The organism is Agrobacterium sp. 10MFCol1.1 (assembly GCF_000381165.1).
GTDB classification, from domain to species: Bacteria; Pseudomonadota; Alphaproteobacteria; order Rhizobiales; family Rhizobiaceae; genus Agrobacterium; species Agrobacterium tumefaciens.
In genome coordinates this window covers 633,022-651,062 of record NZ_KB906072.1, presented here as the reverse complement: position 1 = coordinate 651,062, position 18,041 = coordinate 633,022, and the positions used below count along the sequence as shown (strand labels likewise).

Here is an 18,041-nt window from a genome sequence, read left to right as displayed (position 1 = left end):
GAAAAATCTTTTGGTGGCGGAGCGATTCCCCATGGTTGCCGAAATCTACAGTCACGACATTTGTGAAAACAAAGTTGTTATTCATCCTCGTCCAGACACCGCTCAGGACAATGAGGGGCTTTTCGGCCGCATCGGCTCGCTGGAAACACGGCTCGCAAGAAACGAGCGGGAGATCGACGCGGCGCAGTCCGTGCGTTACCGGGTTTTCGTTGATGAAATGAAGGCGCGCCTTCCCGCAGACGCGATGCGCCGGAAGCGCGACATCGACGCCTGGGACAGTGTCTGCGACCATCTGCTCGTGCTCGACAAGGCGATTGAAGGCGACAGCGAGGACCAGATCGTCGGTACCTACCGTCTGTTGCGTCAGGAAACTGCACTCGCCAATAACGGTTTTTATTCCGCAAGCGAATTCGACATCGCTGGGCTGGTAGCGCGCCATCCGGGCAAGCGCTTCATGGAGCTTGGCCGCTCCTGCGTGCTGCCGGAATATCGCACCAAGCGCACGGTTGAGCTTTTGTGGCAGGGCAACTGGGCCTATGCCGTGAAACACCGCATGGATGCCATGATCGGTTGCGCTTCGTTCCCCGGCGTGCAGCCGGAAGCCCACGCGCTTGCTCTGTCCTTCCTGCATCACAATTGCGTTGCAAAGGGCGAGTGGGCGGCTTCCGCTCTTCCCAAGCTTTATCACGAGATGGACCTGGTACCGGCTGAGGCGCTGAACGCCCGCAAGGCGCTGAACGCCATGCCGCCGCTGATCAAGGGCTATATGCGTCTCGGCGCCATGTTCGGCTCCGGCGCCGTGGTGGACCATGCCTTCAACACGACAGATGTTCTCGTGGTCCTGCCGGTTTCCTCTATCGCCGGCCGCTACATCAGCTATTACGGCGGCGAGACCGAGCGCATCAACGGCTGACCGGTTTTAACTCGGATCTAGCGGGATGTTCCTGTGGGCAGCGGTGCCGTGTGTGTTGTCTTGGTGCGGCCATTGCCGCTAGTGTCGGCGCTCCCTTTCCGCAACACGATATGACATCGGCAAGCCATTGACGGACGTTTTGACCACCGCTTCCCTGATCTCGGAAGAGAGCCGCGCTACGGCAACTCCCATGATGGAGCAATATATCGAGATCAAGGCGAACAACCCCGGTTCGCTGCTGTTTTACCGCATGGGCGATTTTTACGAATTGTTCTTTGACGATGCGGTGGAAGCCTCGCGGTCGCTCGGCATCACGCTGACAAAACGCGGCCAGCATATGGGGCAGGATATTCCCATGTGCGGCGTTCCCGTTCACGCCGCCGATGATTATCTCCAGAAGCTCATCCTGCGCGGTTATCGCGTCGCCGTCTGCGAGCAGGTGGAGGACCCGGCCGAGGCGAAAAAGCGCGGATCGAAATCCGTGGTAAAACGCGATGTGGTGCGGCTTGTCACGCCTGGCACGCTCACCGAAGAAAAGCTGCTGTCGCCGACGGAATCCAACTATCTTATGGCGCTCGCTCGTATTCGCGGCAGTGCGGAGGCACAGTTTGCGCTTGCCTGGATTGATATTTCCACCGGCGTCTTCCGCTTGGCGGAAACCACGCTGACGCGGCTCCTCGCTGATATCTGGCGCATCGATCCGCGTGAGCTGATCGTTGCCGACAGTCTGTTCCATGACGAAGAGCTGCGACCGGTTTTCGATATGCTTGGCCGTGTCGCCGTGCCGCAGCCGGCCATTCTGTTCGACAGCGCTACGGCGGAAGGGCGGATCGCGCGTTACTTCAACGTCTCGACCCTCGATGGTTTCGGCACATTTTCGCGCGTGGAAATGGCCGCTGCCGCTGCCGCGGTTGCCTATGTTGAAAAGACCCAGATTGCCGAGCGCCCGCCGCTTGGTGCGCCGGAACGCGAAAGCGCTGCCTCCACGCTGTTCATCGATCCCGCGACCCGCGCCAATCTGGAGTTGGTGAAAACGCTCTCGGGCGAAAGGGACGGATCGCTCCTGCATGCCCTCAACCGCACGGTCACGGGCGGCGGTGCGCGGCTTCTGGCCGAGCGGCTGATGTCTCCCTTGACCGATCCGGAAAGGGTTAATGCCCGTCTCGATGCAGTCGCCTATCTTATTGATGACGTCTCCCTTTGCGATGGCCTGCGCGATGCCTTGAAACAGGTTGCCGATATGCCGCGCGCGCTCTCCCGTCTTGCGCTGGAGCGCGGTGGCCCGCGCGATCTCGGGGCGATCAGGCAGGGCCTGGCGTCGGCCGAGAGAATTGCCGCCATTCTCGATCAGGGACTATTGCCGGAGGAGCTTGCTGCTGCACTTGCGAATCTGAAGGCTTTGCCGGGCGGGCTCGAAGCGATGCTTGGCTCGATGCTCGCCGACGATCTGCCGCTTTTGAAGCGTGATGGCGGTTTTCTGCGTGAGGGCGCCAATCCAGAACTCGACGACGTGCGCGCATTGCGTGACCAGTCGCGCCGGGTGATCGCCGGGCTGCAGCTGCAATATGCCGAGGAAACCGGCATCAAGTCGCTCAAGATCAAGCATAACAACGTGCTTGGTTATTTCATCGAGGTAACAGCGGGCAACGCCGATGTCATGATGGCGACGGATGAGGCGAAGGCGCGCTTCATTCACCGCCAGACCATGGCCGGCGCCATGCGCTTCACCACGACCGAACTTGCCGATCTCGAAAGCCGCATCGCTAATGCCGCGGCAGAAGCCCTGACCATGGAGCTGGAGGCCTTCGAGCGCATGGTCGAGGCCGTGGTGCACCAGGCTGAAGCAATCAAGGCCGGCGCGGCGGCACTTGCAATTATCGACGTTGCCTCGAGCCTTGCTTATCTGGCGACGGAACAGGCCTATTGCCGCCCGATCGTTGATGCCTCCATGACCTTTGCGATCACAGGCGGGCGCCATCCGGTGGTTGAACAGGCCCTGCGGCGCCAGTCGGCTGGGCCATTCATCGCCAATAATTGCGATCTGTCGGCTGCTGAGGGCGGCAAAAATGGTGCGATCTGGCTGCTGACCGGCCCTAATATGGGCGGTAAGTCGACTTTCCTGCGTCAGAATGCGCTCATCGCCATCCTCGCGCAGATCGGCTCCTTCGTTCCGGCAGAAGCCGCCCATATCGGCATCGTAGACCGGCTGTTTTCCCGCGTCGGCGCGTCCGACGATCTGGCGCGTGGCCGCTCGACCTTCATGGTGGAAATGGTGGAAACGGCCGCCATCCTCAATCAGGCGACGGATCGGTCGCTGGTCATTCTGGATGAGATCGGCCGTGGCACGGCAACCTTCGACGGCCTTTCGATCGCCTGGGCGGCGGTCGAGCATCTGCACGAGGTCAATCGTTGCCGTGGCCTCTTCGCCACGCATTTCCACGAACTGACGGTGCTGTCGGAAAAACTTGGTCGCCTTTCCAATGCCACGATGCGGGTGAAGGAATGGGAGGGTGACGTCATCTTCCTGCACGAGGTCGGACCGGGTGCTGCGGATCGTTCCTACGGTATTCAGGTGGCAAGGCTCGCCGGACTTCCGGCATCGGTGGTGGAGCGCGCCCGTGAGGTGCTGACGAAGCTCGAAGATGCCGATCGAAAGAACCCGGCCAGTCAGCTGATCGACGATCTTCCGCTGTTCCAGATCGCGGTTCGCCGTGAGGAAACCCGCAAGGCTGGACCATCGAAGGTGGAAGAAGCTTTGAAGGGGTTCAACCCGGACGAAATGACGCCGCGTGAGGCATTGGACGCGCTCTATGCGTTAAAGAAAGAACTTGGCAAGGCTTAAGAGGATAGACTGCCTGTCCATCGCCTTTGAAACTCGCTATAGGACAATCCCATCGCAAGCGGTGGCTTTCCCACAGGACATGGATAACGGCATAGATGGCCATCAAGGACCTGGATTTTTCCGAAATTCTCGATGTTTTGGCGCTGAAGCGCGAATGCGACATCATCTTCAAGAACGACGGCAAGCGCATCGCCGATGTCAGGTCAGACCTGCTGCCGATCTTTCGCAAGGCCAGCACGGAAGGCCGGGAAAAGGCTCGCGAACTGCTGAAATCCGACGGCAGCGGCATCGATTGCGCCCGACGTATCTCCTGGCTCCAGGACCGGCTGATCGAAATCCTCTATGATCTCGCCTGCCAATATGTCTATCCGAAAGACGCGCCGCAAATCGCCGTTGCAGCGGTGGGGGGTTACGGTCGCGGCACGCTGGCGCCGGGATCGGATATCGACCTTCTGTTCCTGCTGCCGGCCAAGAACACGCCGGATATGCATAAGGCCGTGGAGTTCGTGCTTTATCTGCTCTGGGATCTCGGCTTCAAAGTCGGCCACGCCACGCGCACGGTGGATGAGTGCGTCCGCCTGTCGAAATCCGATATGACTATCCGCACCGCCATTCTGGAAGTGAGGGCAATCTGCGGTAAAAAATCGCTGACCGATGATCTCGAAAAACGGTTCGAGTCGGAAGTTGTCACCGGCACCGGGCCGGAATTCATCGCCGCCAAGCTGGCCGAGCGTGACCAGCGTCACCGCAAGGCGGGCGATACGCGCTATCTGGTGGAGCCGAACGTCAAGGAAGGCAAGGGCGGCCTGCGCGACCTGCACACGCTGTTCTGGATCGCCAAATATTATTACCATGTCCGCGATACAGCCGATCTCGTCAAGCTTGGCGTCCTGTCTAAGCGCGAACTCAGGCTGTTCGAAAAGGCCGATGATTTTCTCTGGGCCGTCCGTTGCCAGATGCATTTCATCACCAACAAGGCGGAAGAGCGCCTTTCCTTCGACATTCAGCGCGAGATCGCCGATGCGCTGGGCTACCAGCCACGCCCCGGGCTTTCCGCCGTCGAACGTTTCATGAAGCATTATTTCCTGGTGGCGAAGGATGTGGGTGACCTGACCCGCATCGTCTGCGCCGCACTGGAGGACAGGCAGGCAAAGGACGTGCCGGGCCTGTCGGGTGTTCTCAGCCGCTTTGCCCACCGCGTCCGCAAAATTCCCGGTTCTGTTGAATTCGTTGAGGATCGCGGCCGCATCGCGCTGGCCAAGCCGGACGTGTTCAAAAACGATCCGGTCAATCTGATCCGGCTCTTTCATATCGCCGATATCAACAATCTCGAACTTCACCCGGATGCGCTGCGTGTCGTTACCCGGTCGCTGTCGCTGATCAATGACGGGCTTCGCGAGAACGAGGAGGCGAACCGGCTGTTTCTGGCGATCCTCACCTCGAGGCGTGATCCGGCGCTCACCTTGCGGCGCATGAACGAGGCTGGCGTCCTCGGCAAGTTCATTCCCGAATTCGGCAAGATCGTCGCGATGATGCAGTTCAACATGTATCATCACTATACGGTGGACGAACATCTGATCCGCTCGGTCGGCGTACTGTCGGAGGTGGACAAGGGGACGGCTGTGGATGCCCATCCGCTTGCCAACCAGCTGATGCCGGGTGTTGAGGAGCGTGAGGCACTTTATGTGGCCGTTCTGCTGCACGATGTGGCCAAGGGCCGGCAGGAGGACCACTCGATTGCCGGCGCGCGGGTGGCCCGCAAGCTTTGCCAGCGTTTCCGGCTGACCGGCAAGCAGACCGAAATGGTGGTCTGGCTGATCGAGCAGCATCTTCTGATGTCCATGGTCGCCCAGACGCGCGACCTCCACGACCGCAAGACCATCACCGATTTCGCCGACAAGGTGCAATCCATGGAGCGGCTGAAGATGCTGCTTATCCTGACGGTCTGCGATATCCGCGCGGTCGGTCCGGGTGTCTGGAACGGCTGGAAGGGTCAGTTGCTCCGCTCGCTTTATTACGAGACCGAGCTGCTTCTCTCAGGTGGCTTTTCGGAAGTCTCACGCAAGGAAAGGGCGCATATTGCCCGTCAGGCGCTTTACGACGCGCTGGAAGACTGGGGCCAGAAGGCACGGCGCAAATACACCAAGCTGCACTATGAGCCCTATCTGCTGACGGTGGCGCTGGAAGATCAGGTGCGTCACACCCGCTTCATCCGCGAGGCCGACAAGCAGGAAAAAGCGCTGTCGACCATGGTGCGCACACATTCCTTCCACGCCATCACCGAAATCACCGTGCTGGCGCCCGACCATCCGCGCCTGCTGTCGATCATTACCGGCGCCTGCGCTGCGGCCGGCGCCAACATTGCCGACGCGCAAATCTTCACCACATCCGATGGGCGGGCGCTCGATACGATCCTGATCAACCGCGAATTTCCGATCGACGAAGACGAGACGCGGCGCGGCAACAATGTCGGCAAGCTGATCGAAGAGGTTCTGTCCGGTCGTCAGCGCCTGCCGGAAATGATTGCCACCCGCACCAAGAGCCGGAGGAAGAAAAGCGCCTTCACCATTCCGCCCTCCGTCATCATTTCCAACGGGCTTTCGAACAAGTTCACCGTTATCGAGGTCGAGTGCCTCGACCGGCCGGGGCTTCTGGCGGATATGACGGCTGTCATTGCCGATCTGTCGCTGGATATTCATTCCGCACGCATCACCACCTTCGGCGAGAAGGTCATCGACACATTCTACGTGACGGATCTCTTCGGCCAGAAGGTCACCAATGACAACCGGCAGGCCAGCATTGCCACGCGTCTGAAGGCCGTGATGAGCGAGCAGGAAGACGAATTGCGCGATCGCATGCCAAACGGCATCATCGCCCATCCCGATGTGGCGGCGCTGCCGGCCACGCGCACGGCAAAGGCTTGAAATTCCCATGAGCTTGATCGGAAAGTTCGCCACGGTCGGCACGGCCACGCTCGGAAGCCGTATCTTCGGGTTCCTCCGCGAGACGCTGATGGCCGCAGCCGTCGGTACCGGCCCGGTTGCCGATGCCTTCAATGCTGCCTTCCGGTTCCCGAACACCTTCCGGCGCCTTTTTGCCGAAGGCGCGTTCAACTCGGCCTTCGTGCCGCTTTTCGCCAAGGAGATCGAGGCGAACGGCATGGAGGGCGCAAGGCGCTTTTCCGAAGAAGTTTTCGGCGTTCTGTTCACCGTGCTTCTGGCTTTGACGATCCTGATGGAACTGTCGATGCCGTTCATCGTGCGCACCGTTATTGCGCCGGGCTTTCTGGAAGACCCGGTGAAATTCGACAACACCGTCCGTCTCGCAACCATCATGTTTCCCTATCTCGCCTGCATGTCGCTGGCGGCAATGATGGGCGGCATGCTGAATTCGCTGCACCGTTATTTCGCTGCCGCGATTGCACCGGTCTTCCTGAACATCATTCTGATTGGTGTTCTGATGCTGGCCTGGTGGAAGCATTACGACCCGCTTCAGGTGGGTTATGCCCTGTCCTGGGGTGTCATGGCGGCGGGTGTGGTGCAGCTTGGCATCGTCTGGATCGCCGTGCGCAATGCCGGCATGCGCATCGGTTTCCGCAGACCCCGGCTGACGAAGAATGTCCAGCGCCTGCTGGTCCTTGCTTTGCCGGCCGCTATCACCGGCGGCATCACCCAGATCAATCTCCTGATCAACACCAATATCGCGTCTGCCGGTGAGGGTGTGATCTCCTCGCTCGCCTATGCCGACCGGATTTACCAGCTGCCGCTCGGTGTCGTCGGCATCGCCGTTGCCACCGTGCTTTTGCCGGAGCTGGCGCGGGCTTTGCGTGGCGGACATATGGTCGAGGCGGGAAGCCTGCAAAACCGCTCGGTCGAATTCGTGCTGTTTTTGACATTGCCCGCTGCCGCTGCCCTTCTCGTCATGGCGGAACCCATCGTGCGCTTTCTGTACGAGCGCGGCAATTTCGCGCCTTCGGCCACCGTCACCGTCGCGCAGATCCTCGGTATTTATGGCCTCGGCCTGCCGGCTTTCGTGCTGATAAAGGCGTTCATTCCCGGCTTCTTTGCCCGCGAGGACACCCGCACCCCGATGATCTTCGCGGCGATTTCCGTGGTTGTGAACGTCTCTCTGGCGCTGACATTGTTTCCGCGTCTCGGAGGTCCGGGCATCGCCATTGCCGAGATCACCGCCGGCTGGGTCAATGCCGCCCTGTTGTTCGGCATGCTGTTGTGGCGGGGTCACTGGCATGTGGACATTCCGCTCCTCACCCGCATTCCGCGCTTGCTGCTGGCCGCCGCCCTTATGGCGGGCTTCGTTCACTATGCGCTGACCTATCTCAGCTTCGAGCTGTCCTCCGCCTCTTCCATTTTCGTCCGGGCCGGAACCATCATGGGCCTCGTGCTCTCCGCCATGCTCGTTTATTTCGTGCTGGCTTTCGTTTCGGGTGGTGCCGATCTCGGCATGGTCAAGAGAGCCATCAAAAAGCGCCGCAATAAGAATGCCCAGACGGAGACAAGCTGATGTCCTTCGCAGAAAACCGTCGCATCGCCCTCATCACACTCGTGGTGGACGATTATGACCGGGCAAAGACGTTTTATTGCGAGGTTCTGGGGTTTGACTGCCTTTCCGACCAACCTCTTGATGACGGCAAACGCTGGCTGGTGGTGAAGCCTCAAGGGACCGATGGCTGTGCCCTCTTGCTTGCCGAGGCGGATGGCGAAGCGCAGCGTCTTGCCATCGGCAACCAGACCGGCGGCCGTGTCGGGTTTTTCCTGCATACCGACGATTTCGGTCGTGACTACGAGACGATGCTTGCGCGCGGCGTGCGCTTTCTGGAAGAACCGCGCCATGAGGTTTATGGCTCCGTCGCGGTCTTTGCGGACCCTTATGGAAATCACTGGGATCTTCTTCAGCCACGCGGCTGACGCGCCTTGAAACCGCTTGATTGCGAGGGGCTGTAGGTGCATAAGCGCGCGTGCAATTCCAACCACGGGGCGGGGCCCTCCACAAGCCTTTTCGAGGACGACAATGAACGCATTCAAGCCGCTGGTTTTCTCGGGCGTCCAGCCGACCGGCAATCTGCATCTCGGCAATTATCTCGGGGCCATCCGCAAATTCGTGGCGTTGCAGGAAGATAACGACTGCATCTATTGCGTCGTCGACATGCACGCCATCACCGCCCAGCTCGTTCATTCGGACCTGAAGGCGCAGACCCGCTCGATCGCTGCCGCCTTCATTGCCGCAGGCATTGATCCGGTGAAGCATATCGTCTTCAACCAGTCGGCTGTGCCGCAGCACGCCGAACTCGCCTGGATCTTCAATTGCGTGGCGCGTATCGGCTGGATGGAGCGCATGACGCAGTTCAAGGACAAGTCCGGCAAGAATGCCGAGCAGGTGTCGCTTGGGCTGCTTGCCTATCCGAGCCTGATGGCTGCGGACATTCTCGTCTACCGCGCGACCCACGTTCCTGTCGGCGACGACCAGAAGCAGCATCTGGAACTGGCCCGCGACATCGCCCAGAAATTCAACATCGATTTCGGTGACCATATCCGCAACGCCGGTCTCGGGCTCGACATCACCGTGGGCAATGAGCCGGTGCATGCCTATTTCCCGATGGTGGAGCCGCTGATCGGCGGTCCGGCACCGCGGGTGATGTCGTTGAAGGACGGCACCAAGAAGATGTCGAAGTCCGATCCGTCGGATCTGTCGCGCATCAACCTCATGGACGATGTCGACGCCATTTCGAGAAAGATCAAGAAGGCGAAGACGGACCCGGATGCACTGCCGAGCGAAGTGGAAGGCCTGAAGGGCCGCCCGGAGGCCGAAAACCTAGTTGGTATCTATGCAGCACTGTCTGACAAGACGAAAGCGGAAGTTCTTTTAGAATTCGGCGGACAGCAGTTCTCGGCCTTCAAGCCGGCTCTCGTCGAGCTTGCCGTCAATGTGCTGGCTCCGGTCAACAACGAGATGCGCCGCCTTCTCGACGATCCCACCCACATCGATGCCATCCTCAAACAGGGTGGTGAGCGCGCGCGCGCGATCGCCGAAAACACGATGAACGAGGTGCGCGACATCATCGGGTTCCTGCGCTGACCACGTATCGCCTTGCGGATCACGGCGGGCGGTTTGCGCCTGCCGTGATTTGATATAATCTCCGCCCGAACCGTCGGGCGGTTTTTCGGATCGCGGCGGACACAGGGAGTGCGGAATGGTTTCAAAACGGCTGTCGCGTCTGGAAGGGCATCGTCGCAAATTTCTCGCTGTTATCGATGACACACCGGAATGCGAAAGGGCCGTGCATTATGCCGGTCGTCGCGCCAAGAACTCCAATGGCGGACTGGTTCTGCTTTACATGATACCGGAAGGCGATTTCCAGCAGTGGCTGGGCGTCGAGCAGATCATGCGGGCCGAGGCGCGAGAGGAGGCGGAAGCAACGCTTGCCAAGATCGCCCAGAAGGTCCGTGAGACCATCGGCATCGAGCCGGAAGCGGTGATCCGTGAAGGCGGCGCAACCGAACAGATCCACGGGCTCATCGAGGAAGATCGCGATATTGCCATTCTGGTTTTGGCGGCAGGATCAACGAAGGAAGGGCCGGGACCGCTCGTCTCCTCCATCTCAGGACGCGGTGCGGCCTTCCCCATCCCCGTCACCGTGCTGCCGGATACGCTGACGGATGAGGAAATCGACGCCCTCTGCTGACCCTCGTTCGACCCTGAAAGGCAGGAACGGATTCGGGCAAGAATTTGGGGCTGACGATTTCTTGAATGTAATTATCATGTCAGGGCTTGAAGTAAGGCTTCGCCAGGCGTATTTTTTGGAAGAATTCTAAATTGCGGGGCGTGAACGGCGACCTCGAAGGAGACAGATAATGTTCATTCAGACGGAAGCCACGCCGAACCCCGCGACCCTCAAGTTCCTGCCGGGCAAGGTGGTGCTGGAAAGCGGCACGGCTGAGTTTCTCAACCCCGCGCAGGCGCAGGCCTCGCCGCTGGCAGAGCGCCTCTTCACCATTCCGGGTGTCACCGGCGTTTATTTCGGCTTCGATTTCATCACCGTCACCAAGGATGACGCCGAATGGCAGCATCTGAAGCCCGCCATTCTTGGTTCGATCATGGAGCATTTCATGTCTGGCCGCCCCATCATGGGCACTGCCATTGCGGCTGAAGTGTCGGATGAGGAAGGCGAGTTCTTTGAAGCGGGTGACGAAACCATCGTCGCCACCATCAAGGAACTGCTGGATACCCGCGTCCGCCCCGCCGTGGCGCAGGATGGTGGCGATATCACTTTCCGTGGTTTCCGCGACGGCACCGTGTTCCTGAACATGAAGGGCGCCTGCTCCGGTTGCCCGTCCTCCACCGCCACGCTGAAGCACGGCGTCCAGAACCTGCTTCGCCATTTCGTGCCGGAAGTGCGAGAAGTCGAAGCTGTATGACGTTGTAAGCCAGGCCGCGCCATGATTGTTCTCGCACTCGATACCTCAGGTGTGGACTGTTCCGCCTGCGTCTATGACAGCGCCTCCGACACGGTGCTTGGCGAGGTATGCGAAACCATCGGAAAAGGTCATGCCGAGCGGCTGATGGCTGTGATTGATGGTGCCCTGCAGCAGGCGCAGCTACCGCTTCAGAAAGTCGGGCGCATCGCGGTAACGATCGGACCGGGTTCCTTTACCGGCATTCGCGTCGGCGTTGCCGCCGCGCGTGGTTTTGCCCTGTCGCTCGGCATAGAGGCAGTCGGCGTAACCACGCTTGAGACGATCGCCTTGCATCATCTGCTGGAAAATCCCGGCCGGCCAGTGGCTGTCGGGCTCGACGCCAAACGGGGCGAAGCCTACCTCCAGACATTTGCAGAGGATGGATCGCCGCTCCTCGAGGCCGCGCTTTTGTCTCTGGAGGATGCCAAAACGGCTCTCTCCGGTTTCGATGGCGCCATTATCGGTTCCGCCGCACCCCTTTTTCAGGGTTTCGACACGGGGTCAGGGCCCGATCATTTTCCGATTTCCACTGTCGCGCGGGCGGGTGGACGCAAGCCGAAAGGCATGCCGAAACCCGCACCGCTTTACCTTCGCGGCCCGGATGCCCGGCCGCAGACGGGTTTTGCGCTGGCACGCCAGAGCGTTGCCTGATAGGTGGCACCCGTAAATGCGTGCGGATGATTCCTTGTTATGTTTGACGAATATCTAAGCTGGAAGCCCTATTTCGAGATCGTGCCGATGCAGCATGAGGATTGCGCCGGAGTGGCGGAATTGCATGCGCTGCGCTTTCCGCGCCCCTGGAATGACGGGGAGTTTTCCGGGCTGTTGACGCAAGGCTCGGTTTTCGGTGCCGTCGCGCGGCAGACGAACGCATTTTTCAGCAAACCGCTCGGTGGTTTCGTGCTTGCGCGCGAAGTGGCCGGCGAGGCGGAAATCCTGACCGTTGCGGTGGCCGACAAGTTCGCGCGCACCGGCCTCGGCTGGCGCCTGATGCAATCGGCCGTCCGTGAGGCGATGATGCGCGGTGCCGAAACGATGTTCCTGGAAGTGGACAGCAACAATGCCTCCGCCCTGGGACTTTATAAAAAGCTCGGCTTCAAAACGGTCGCTGAGCGCAAGGCCTATTACACCGCCAAGGATGGCGCGAAGTCGACGGCGCTTGTCATGCGCCGCGATCTTCGCTAGTTCCCTGCGACAGGCATTTTTCGGCGACAGCCCCGAAATTCAACCGGAATACTCAAAAGGCCAGAAGACGTGATAGACCTTTCGAAAACGCTGGAGGAACTTTGTGCCGAACGCGGCATGCGGATGACGGACCAGCGCCGTGTCATCGCCCGCGTGCTGCAGGAATCGGCAGACCATCCTGATGTCGAGGAGCTTTACCGCCGTTCCTCCGCCGTGGATCCGCGCATCTCGATTTCCACCGTTTACAGAACGGTGAAGCTGTTCGAGGACGCCGGCATCATCGAGCGTCATGATTTTCGCGATGGCCGCTCGCGTTACGAGACCGTGCCTGAGGAACATCACGATCATCTGATCGATCTGAAGAACAGTGTGGTCATCGAGTTTCATTCACCCGAGATCGAGGCGCTTCAGGAAAAGATCGCCAGGGAACATGGCTTCAAGCTCGTTGATCACCGGCTCGAACTCTACGGTGTACCGTTGAAGCCCGGCGAACATTGAGACGCTGGTGAGCAAGCGCACGGTTCAATCATGATGTGGCTTCGGACAGCCTATATTGCGGTCGTTCTCCTGATCGTCACGCTTATATTGCTGCCGCTGCAACTGTTGGGCCTTGCCTTCGACTGGCGGCTTCGTCGCCGCATTCCCCGCATCTGGCACCGCATCGCCTGCCATGTCCTCGGCATCCGCGTGCATGTCCATGGGGATGTGGAGCGGGCAAAACCGCTGATGCTGGCGGTCAACCACGCCTCGTGGAAGGACATTCTCGTTCTCGGCAGTATTGCCGACGTGGTGTTCATCGCCAAGACGGAAGTGCGTGACTGGCCCGTCTTTGGCTGGCTCGCCCGTCTGCAGAAAAGCATCTTCGTCCAGCGCGAGCAGAAGCGCAGCACCGGTGCGCAGGTCGGCGAGATCGCCGCGCGCATGGCCGATGGCGAGATTGTCGTGTTGTTCCCGGAAGGCACCACCTCTGACGGCAACCGCATGCTTGCCGTCAAATCCTCGCTGTTTGGCGCAGCCTCCACGGCTGCCGAGCAGGTTCCGGGCAAGCTCGTCTATGTGCAGCCGGTTGCAATCGCCTATACGCGGGTGCAGGGCATGGCCATGGGACGTTACCACCGGGTCATTGCGGCCTGGCCGGGCAGCATAACTCTGGTGCCGCATCTGCTCGGTATCATCAGGGCAGGTGCTATCGACGTCGACGTTACATTCGGCGACAGCGTTCCGTTTCACAGCACGGATAACCGCAAGCGTCTGGCGACCGATATCGCCGCTTCTATCCGTTCCATGTTGGCGTTCAGCCTGCGTGGTGGCTGGCGGAAATAGAGCATTCCAGCTTTTCCGGTATTTTTCTGTTTAATCCGGGCGTGAAAAACACTAGATAACCGCCATGACCCAGGAAACGCTTGGCCTCGATGCCCCCGAAATGATTGCCCGCGAGGGCTCTAACAGCAGGAAGGTCTTCATCAAGACCTATGGCTGTCAGATGAACGTCTACGATTCCGTCCGCATGAGCGATGCGCTGGCGAAGGACGGTTACGTTCAGACGGAGGATATGGGCGAGGCGGATCTGGTGCTTCTGAACACCTGTCACATCCGCGAAAAGGCCGCTGAAAAGGTCTATTCGGCGCTCGGCCGCCTGCGCGACATGAAAAAATCGCGCGAAGAACAGGGCCGCGAATTCGTGATCGGCGTTGCCGGATGTGTGGCGCAGGCGGAAGGCGAGGAAATCCTTCGCCGTGCGCCAGCCGTCGATGTCGTCATCGGCCCACAGACCTATCATCGCCTGCCGGACGCCCTGAAGCGGGTGCGCGGCGGCGAGCGCGTCATCGAGACCGAATATGCCGTTGAGGACAAGTTCGAACATCTGCCGGTGGCCGAAAAGGCAACACTGCGTACGCGCGGCGTCACGGCATTTTTGACGGTGCAGGAAGGCTGCGACAAGTTCTGCACCTTCTGTGTTGTGCCCTATACGCGTGGTTCGGAAGTTTCGCGTCCCGTGCGCCAGATCGTCGATGAGGCGATGAAACTGGTGGATGCCGGTGTGCGCGAAATCACGCTGCTCGGCCAGAACGTCAATGCCTGGCAGGGCGAAGGCCCGAAGGGCGAAAAATGGGGACTTGCCGAGCTTCTTTACCGGCTGGCGGAAATTCCCGGTCTTGCACGCCTTCGCTATACCACCAGCCATCCGCGCGACATGGATGACCGCTTGATTGGCGCACATCGCGACCTGCGCATTCTGATGCCCTATCTGCATTTGCCTGTTCAGTCCGGGTCGGATCGCATTCTGAAGGCGATGAATCGTCGCCACACAGGTGAGGAATATATCCAGCTCATTGAAAAAATCCGGGCCGCCCGCCCTGATATCGCCATGTCCGGGGATTTTATTGTTGGCTTCCCCGGCGAGACGGATCGTGATTTCGAAGACACGATGGCGATCATCGAACAGGTGAAATATGCGCAGGCCTTTTCATTCAAATATTCCACACGCCCCGGAACGCCGGGCGCCGATCTGACGGATCAGGTTGCGGAAGAGGTGAAGGCCGAGCGGCTGGAACGATTGCAGGCGCTGCTCTTGCGGCAGCAGAAGGAATTTGCGGAATCGCTGGTCGGAAAGACGATGGATGTGTTGCTGGAAAAGCCCGGCCGCATGCCTGAACAGTTGATAGGTCGCTCTCCCTGGCTGCAATCTGTGAATCTTGATGCAAAGACTTTGAAAATCGGTGACATTGTTAATGTACGAATCACCGCAACGGGTCCAAACAGCTTGTTTGCCGAGGTGGCAGAGAGTTAGAGTGAGGAGCCGACACTGATTGGGACAGGAGCCTGACCGCTTGAACGCACATGAATTGGTATCACCTTCATCGCGCCAGCCACGCCAAGCCGCGACCGACGCCAATCACTTCGTCCTCACGTTCGAGAATAACAGGATAGCGGGAGAGCTATTCGGTCAGTTCGATCAGAACCTCAAATTGCTGGAACAACGCCTCAACATCGATGCGCGCCCGCGCGGCAATTCCGTTGCCATCACCGGCGATGTCGTTGCCACCAATCAGGCTCGCCGGGCGCTGGATTTCCTTTACGAGCGTCTGCTCAAGGGCGGAACCGCCGAGGTTTCCGACGTGGAAGGCGCGATCCGCATGGCCATGGCGGCAGATGACCAGCTGACCTTGCCGACGATGGAGCGCAAGGCGAAGATCTCCATGGCGCAGATTTCCACGCGCAAGAAGACCGTCGCTGCCCGAACGCCCACCCAGGATGTCTACATGCGGGCGCTGGAGCAATCCGAACTGGTTTTCGGCGTCGGCCCCGCCGGCACCGGCAAGACCTATCTTGCCGTGGCGCATGCAGCGCAACTTCTGGAGCGTGGTGCGGTCGACCGCATCATCCTCTCGCGTCCCGCAGTAGAAGCGGGCGAACGCCTTGGCTTCCTGCCGGGCGACATGAAGGAGAAGGTCGATCCTTATCTGCGCCCGCTTTACGACGCGCTTTACGACATGATGCCGGGTGACAAGGTGGAGCGCGCCATTCAGGCGGGCGTCATCGAAATTGCGCCGCTGGCCTTCATGCGCGGACGCACGCTTGCCAACGCCGCCGTCATTCTGGACGAAGCCCAGAACACCACGACCATGCAGATGAAAATGTTCCTCACCCGTCTCGGTGAGAAAGGCCGCATGATCGTGACCGGCGACCCAAGCCAGGTGGACCTTCCGCGCGGCGTGAAGTCGGGCCTTGTCGAGGCACTGCAAATCCTCACCGATGTGGAAGGTGTATCCGTCGTGCGCTTCAAGGATGTGGACGTCGTGCGCCATCCGATGGTGGCGCGCATCGTGCGGGCCTACGAATCCCACACGGCGGTGCCGGATGAAAGCCTCCTGAAGGGCAACTGACGCAAGACAATGACAGCTCTGGATATTCAAATCAGCGTCGAGGCCGAAGGGTGGTCCTCGGAAGAGGACCTTCTTGCCTTTGCCACCAAGGCGCTGGATGCGGCGGTTGATTTTTTGAAGCGGGAAGAGAAACAACCCTTCCCGAAAATGCCGGTGGAACTGTCGCTGGTCTTTACCGACGATGAAAATATCCGGGAAATCAATGCCGAATGGCGCGACAAGGACAAGGCAACCAATGTCTTGTCTTTCCCCGCTTTTCCGCTGGAACCGGGCGGCATGCCCGGCCCGATGCTGGGCGATATCGTCATCGCGCGCGAGACGGTTGAACGCGAGGCTCTTGAACTTGAGAAGAGTTTCGAGGATCATCTGACCCATCTTCTTGTTCATGGGTTCCTGCACCTGTTCGGTTATGACCACATGGATGAGGAGGAGGCGGAAGAAATGGAGTCGCTTGAGACTCGCATTTTGGCGGTGCTTGGCCTATCTGATCCTTATGCGGGACAGGAACCGCTTTGAATATTGTCTGGAGCCATGAACGAACATTCTGCACGACCTGCCAATGAGGGCAGAGAAAACGGCGAGCAGTCCTCCTCGGAGGAGGGCAGTAGTCATTTACGGAACGACTCCAATGCAAAGCCGAGATCGACGATCTGGTCGCGCATTGGACGGTTGCTGAAACCGTCACAGGGTGAGCGCCTGCGCGAGGATTTGACCGACGCGCTGATGGACGACACCGAAATCGGTGCCGCCTTTTCGCCCGAAGAGCGGGCGATGCTGAACAATATCCTGCGTTTCCGGGAGGTTCGGGTCGAAGATATCATGATCCCACGCGTGGATATCGACGGTCTCGACCAGAATATGACCATCGGCGAAGCTCTGATCCTCTTTGAGGAAACCGGGCGCTCCCGCATGCCGGTCTACGATGAGACGCTGGATAATCCGAAGGGCATGATCCACATTCGCGATCTGCTGGCCTATGTCGCCAAGCAGGCCCGCAACAAACGCCGGGTGGGATCGCGTGGCGTTGCCTATGGCGAGGCGAAGGCTCCGCGCTCGCCGCGACCGAATTTTGACCTGGCTCGGGTGGATCTGGAACAGACGGTCGCCGATGCCGGGCTGGTGCGTAAAATTCTTTTTGCACCCCCCTCCATGCTGGCCTCCGATCTTTTGAAGACCATGCAGGCACAGAGAACACAGCTTGCCCTGGTGATCGACGAATATGGTGGCACGGACGGTCTCGTCAGCCATGAGGACATCGTCGAGATGGTCGTGGGTGACATTGATGACGAGCACGACAAGGACGAGACGATGTTTTCGCGTCTGTCCGCCGACGTGCTGGTGGCGGATGCCCGCGCAGAGCTTACAGAACTTGCCGAGGCAATCGGACCGGAATTCGATGTCCGCGAACATCTTGAAGAAATCGATACGCTCGGCGGCCTGATATTCTTCGCACTCGGCCGCATTCCGGCCAAGGGTGAAGTGGTCAGGGCCGTACCTGGTTTCGAGTTCCAGATCCTCGATGCGGATACAAGGCGTATCAAGGGTGTCCGTATCGTCCGCGATCATGGCTCGGAAGGGCAGGATGACCGCGCGCCGGGCGATGCCGATGCCGATGAGGTTATTCCGCTGCCCGCGCCGGATGTTCGCCTCATCACCCACCAGCAAAACGCTGACTGAGGTGGGCGACGGGATGCTCCCCGTCGCCGCCGCTCCTTGAACGCGTCATCAAGGGTCCAAAAGGA

General features: G+C 59.7%; 16 protein-coding genes. All 16 read left to right on the top strand.

Annotation, left to right across the window (positions count from 1 at the left end):
- The first annotated feature begins 31 nt into the window (after positions 1-31).
- The 16 genes from F617_RS0103380 to F617_RS0103305 all read left to right on the top strand — a co-directional run bounded on the left by F617_RS0103380 (position 32) and on the right by F617_RS0103305 (position 17,976).
- A complete protein-coding gene (locus F617_RS0103380) occupies positions 32-913 on the top strand; it encodes a GNAT family N-acetyltransferase (protein ID WP_019564428.1) in 882 nt (293 codons plus the stop codon).
- 127 nt (positions 914-1,040) lie between these two features.
- Positions 1,041-3,755, top strand: coding sequence for a DNA mismatch repair protein MutS (mutS, locus tag F617_RS0103375; RefSeq protein WP_026330652.1), 2,715 nt, complete (start codon positions 1,041-1,043; stop codon positions 3,753-3,755).
- Between the two features lie 95 nt (positions 3,756-3,850).
- Positions 3,851-6,679 carry a [protein-PII] uridylyltransferase gene (locus F617_RS0103370; RefSeq protein ID WP_019564426.1) on the top strand — a complete coding sequence of 943 codons (2,829 nt, stop codon included), beginning with the start codon at positions 3,851-3,853 and terminating at the stop codon, positions 6,677-6,679.
- Between the two features lie 7 nt (positions 6,680-6,686).
- Positions 6,687-8,276 carry a murein biosynthesis integral membrane protein MurJ gene (murJ, locus tag F617_RS0103365; protein ID WP_003514779.1) on the top strand — a complete coding sequence of 530 codons (1,590 nt, stop codon included), beginning with the start codon at positions 6,687-6,689 and terminating at the stop codon, positions 8,274-8,276.
- Complete coding sequence (locus F617_RS0103360) at positions 8,276-8,680, top strand: VOC family protein (RefSeq protein WP_019564425.1); 405 nt, start codon at positions 8,276-8,278, stop codon at positions 8,678-8,680. Before murJ ends, F617_RS0103360 begins: the two co-directional genes overlap by 1 nt.
- A 103-nt stretch (positions 8,681-8,783) precedes the next feature.
- Positions 8,784-9,848, top strand: coding sequence for a tryptophan--tRNA ligase (trpS, locus tag F617_RS0103355; RefSeq protein WP_003514781.1), 1,065 nt, complete (start codon positions 8,784-8,786; stop codon positions 9,846-9,848).
- Positions 9,849-9,963: 115 nt separating this feature from the next.
- Positions 9,964-10,455: a universal stress protein gene (locus F617_RS0103350; RefSeq protein ID WP_003514782.1), complete on the top strand. Its 492-nt coding sequence runs from the start codon at positions 9,964-9,966 to the stop codon at positions 10,453-10,455.
- 169 nt (positions 10,456-10,624) lie between these two features.
- A complete protein-coding gene (locus F617_RS0103345) occupies positions 10,625-11,188 on the top strand; it encodes a NifU family protein (RefSeq protein ID WP_003514783.1) in 564 nt (187 codons plus the stop codon).
- Between the two features lie 21 nt (positions 11,189-11,209).
- On the top strand, positions 11,210-11,878 hold the full coding sequence (tsaB, locus tag F617_RS0103340) for a tRNA (adenosine(37)-N6)-threonylcarbamoyltransferase complex dimerization subunit type 1 TsaB (protein WP_013635371.1): 669 nt from the start codon (positions 11,210-11,212) through the stop codon (positions 11,876-11,878).
- A 39-nt stretch (positions 11,879-11,917) separates the two neighbouring features.
- Complete coding sequence (locus F617_RS0103335; RefSeq protein ID WP_003514785.1) at positions 11,918-12,412, top strand: GNAT family N-acetyltransferase; 495 nt, start codon at positions 11,918-11,920, stop codon at positions 12,410-12,412.
- Positions 12,413-12,481: 69 nt separating this feature from the next.
- Positions 12,482-12,910: a Fur family transcriptional regulator gene (locus tag F617_RS0103330; RefSeq protein ID WP_003514787.1), complete on the top strand. Its 429-nt coding sequence runs from the start codon at positions 12,482-12,484 to the stop codon at positions 12,908-12,910.
- A 30-nt stretch (positions 12,911-12,940) separates the two neighbouring features.
- Positions 12,941-13,735 carry a 1-acyl-sn-glycerol-3-phosphate acyltransferase gene (locus F617_RS0103325; protein ID WP_019564424.1) on the top strand — a complete coding sequence of 265 codons (795 nt, stop codon included), beginning with the start codon at positions 12,941-12,943 and terminating at the stop codon, positions 13,733-13,735.
- A 64-nt stretch (positions 13,736-13,799) separates the two neighbouring features.
- On the top strand, positions 13,800-15,203 hold the full coding sequence (gene miaB, locus F617_RS0103320; RefSeq protein ID WP_019564423.1) for a tRNA (N6-isopentenyl adenosine(37)-C2)-methylthiotransferase MiaB: 1,404 nt from the start codon (positions 13,800-13,802) through the stop codon (positions 15,201-15,203).
- Positions 15,204-15,243: 40 nt separating this feature from the next.
- Positions 15,244-16,299: a PhoH family protein gene (locus tag F617_RS0103315; RefSeq protein ID WP_026330651.1), complete on the top strand. Its 1,056-nt coding sequence runs from the start codon at positions 15,244-15,246 to the stop codon at positions 16,297-16,299.
- Between the two features lie 9 nt (positions 16,300-16,308).
- Positions 16,309-16,815, top strand: a complete 507-nt coding sequence (ybeY, locus tag F617_RS0103310) for an rRNA maturation RNase YbeY (RefSeq protein WP_019564421.1) — start codon at positions 16,309-16,311, stop codon at positions 16,813-16,815.
- A 15-nt stretch (positions 16,816-16,830) separates the two neighbouring features.
- On the top strand, positions 16,831-17,976 hold the full coding sequence (locus tag F617_RS0103305; RefSeq protein ID WP_003514803.1) for a hemolysin family protein: 1,146 nt from the start codon (positions 16,831-16,833) through the stop codon (positions 17,974-17,976).
- Positions 17,977-18,041 lie beyond the last annotated feature (65 nt).

Excerpts from the sequence above, each read along its gene's own strand:
- F617_RS0103380 (WP_019564428.1), top strand. The coding sequence starts at position 32 with ATGGTTGCCGAAATCTACAGTCACGACATTTGTGAAAACAAAGTTGTT.
- F617_RS0103370 (WP_019564426.1), top strand. The coding sequence starts at position 3,851 with ATGGCCATCAAGGACCTGGATTTTTCCGAAATTCTCGATGTTTTGGCG.
- F617_RS0103325 (WP_019564424.1), top strand. The coding sequence starts at position 12,941 with ATGATGTGGCTTCGGACAGCCTATATTGCGGTCGTTCTCCTGATCGTC.
- F617_RS0103360 (WP_019564425.1), top strand. The coding sequence starts at position 8,276 with ATGTCCTTCGCAGAAAACCGTCGCATCGCCCTCATCACACTCGTGGTG.
- F617_RS0103350 (WP_003514782.1), top strand. The coding sequence starts at position 9,964 with ATGGTTTCAAAACGGCTGTCGCGTCTGGAAGGGCATCGTCGCAAATTT.
- trpS (WP_003514781.1), top strand. The coding sequence starts at position 8,784 with ATGAACGCATTCAAGCCGCTGGTTTTCTCGGGCGTCCAGCCGACCGGC.
- murJ (WP_003514779.1), top strand. The coding sequence starts at position 6,687 with ATGAGCTTGATCGGAAAGTTCGCCACGGTCGGCACGGCCACGCTCGGA.
- F617_RS0103345 (WP_003514783.1), top strand. The coding sequence starts at position 10,625 with ATGTTCATTCAGACGGAAGCCACGCCGAACCCCGCGACCCTCAAGTTC.
- F617_RS0103305 (WP_003514803.1), top strand. The coding sequence starts at position 16,831 with ATGAACGAACATTCTGCACGACCTGCCAATGAGGGCAGAGAAAACGGC.
- ybeY (WP_019564421.1), top strand. The coding sequence starts at position 16,309 with ATGACAGCTCTGGATATTCAAATCAGCGTCGAGGCCGAAGGGTGGTCC.
- F617_RS0103335 (WP_003514785.1), top strand. The coding sequence starts at position 11,918 with ATGTTTGACGAATATCTAAGCTGGAAGCCCTATTTCGAGATCGTGCCG.
- miaB (WP_019564423.1), top strand. The coding sequence starts at position 13,800 with ATGACCCAGGAAACGCTTGGCCTCGATGCCCCCGAAATGATTGCCCGC.
- tsaB (WP_013635371.1), top strand. The coding sequence starts at position 11,210 with ATGATTGTTCTCGCACTCGATACCTCAGGTGTGGACTGTTCCGCCTGC.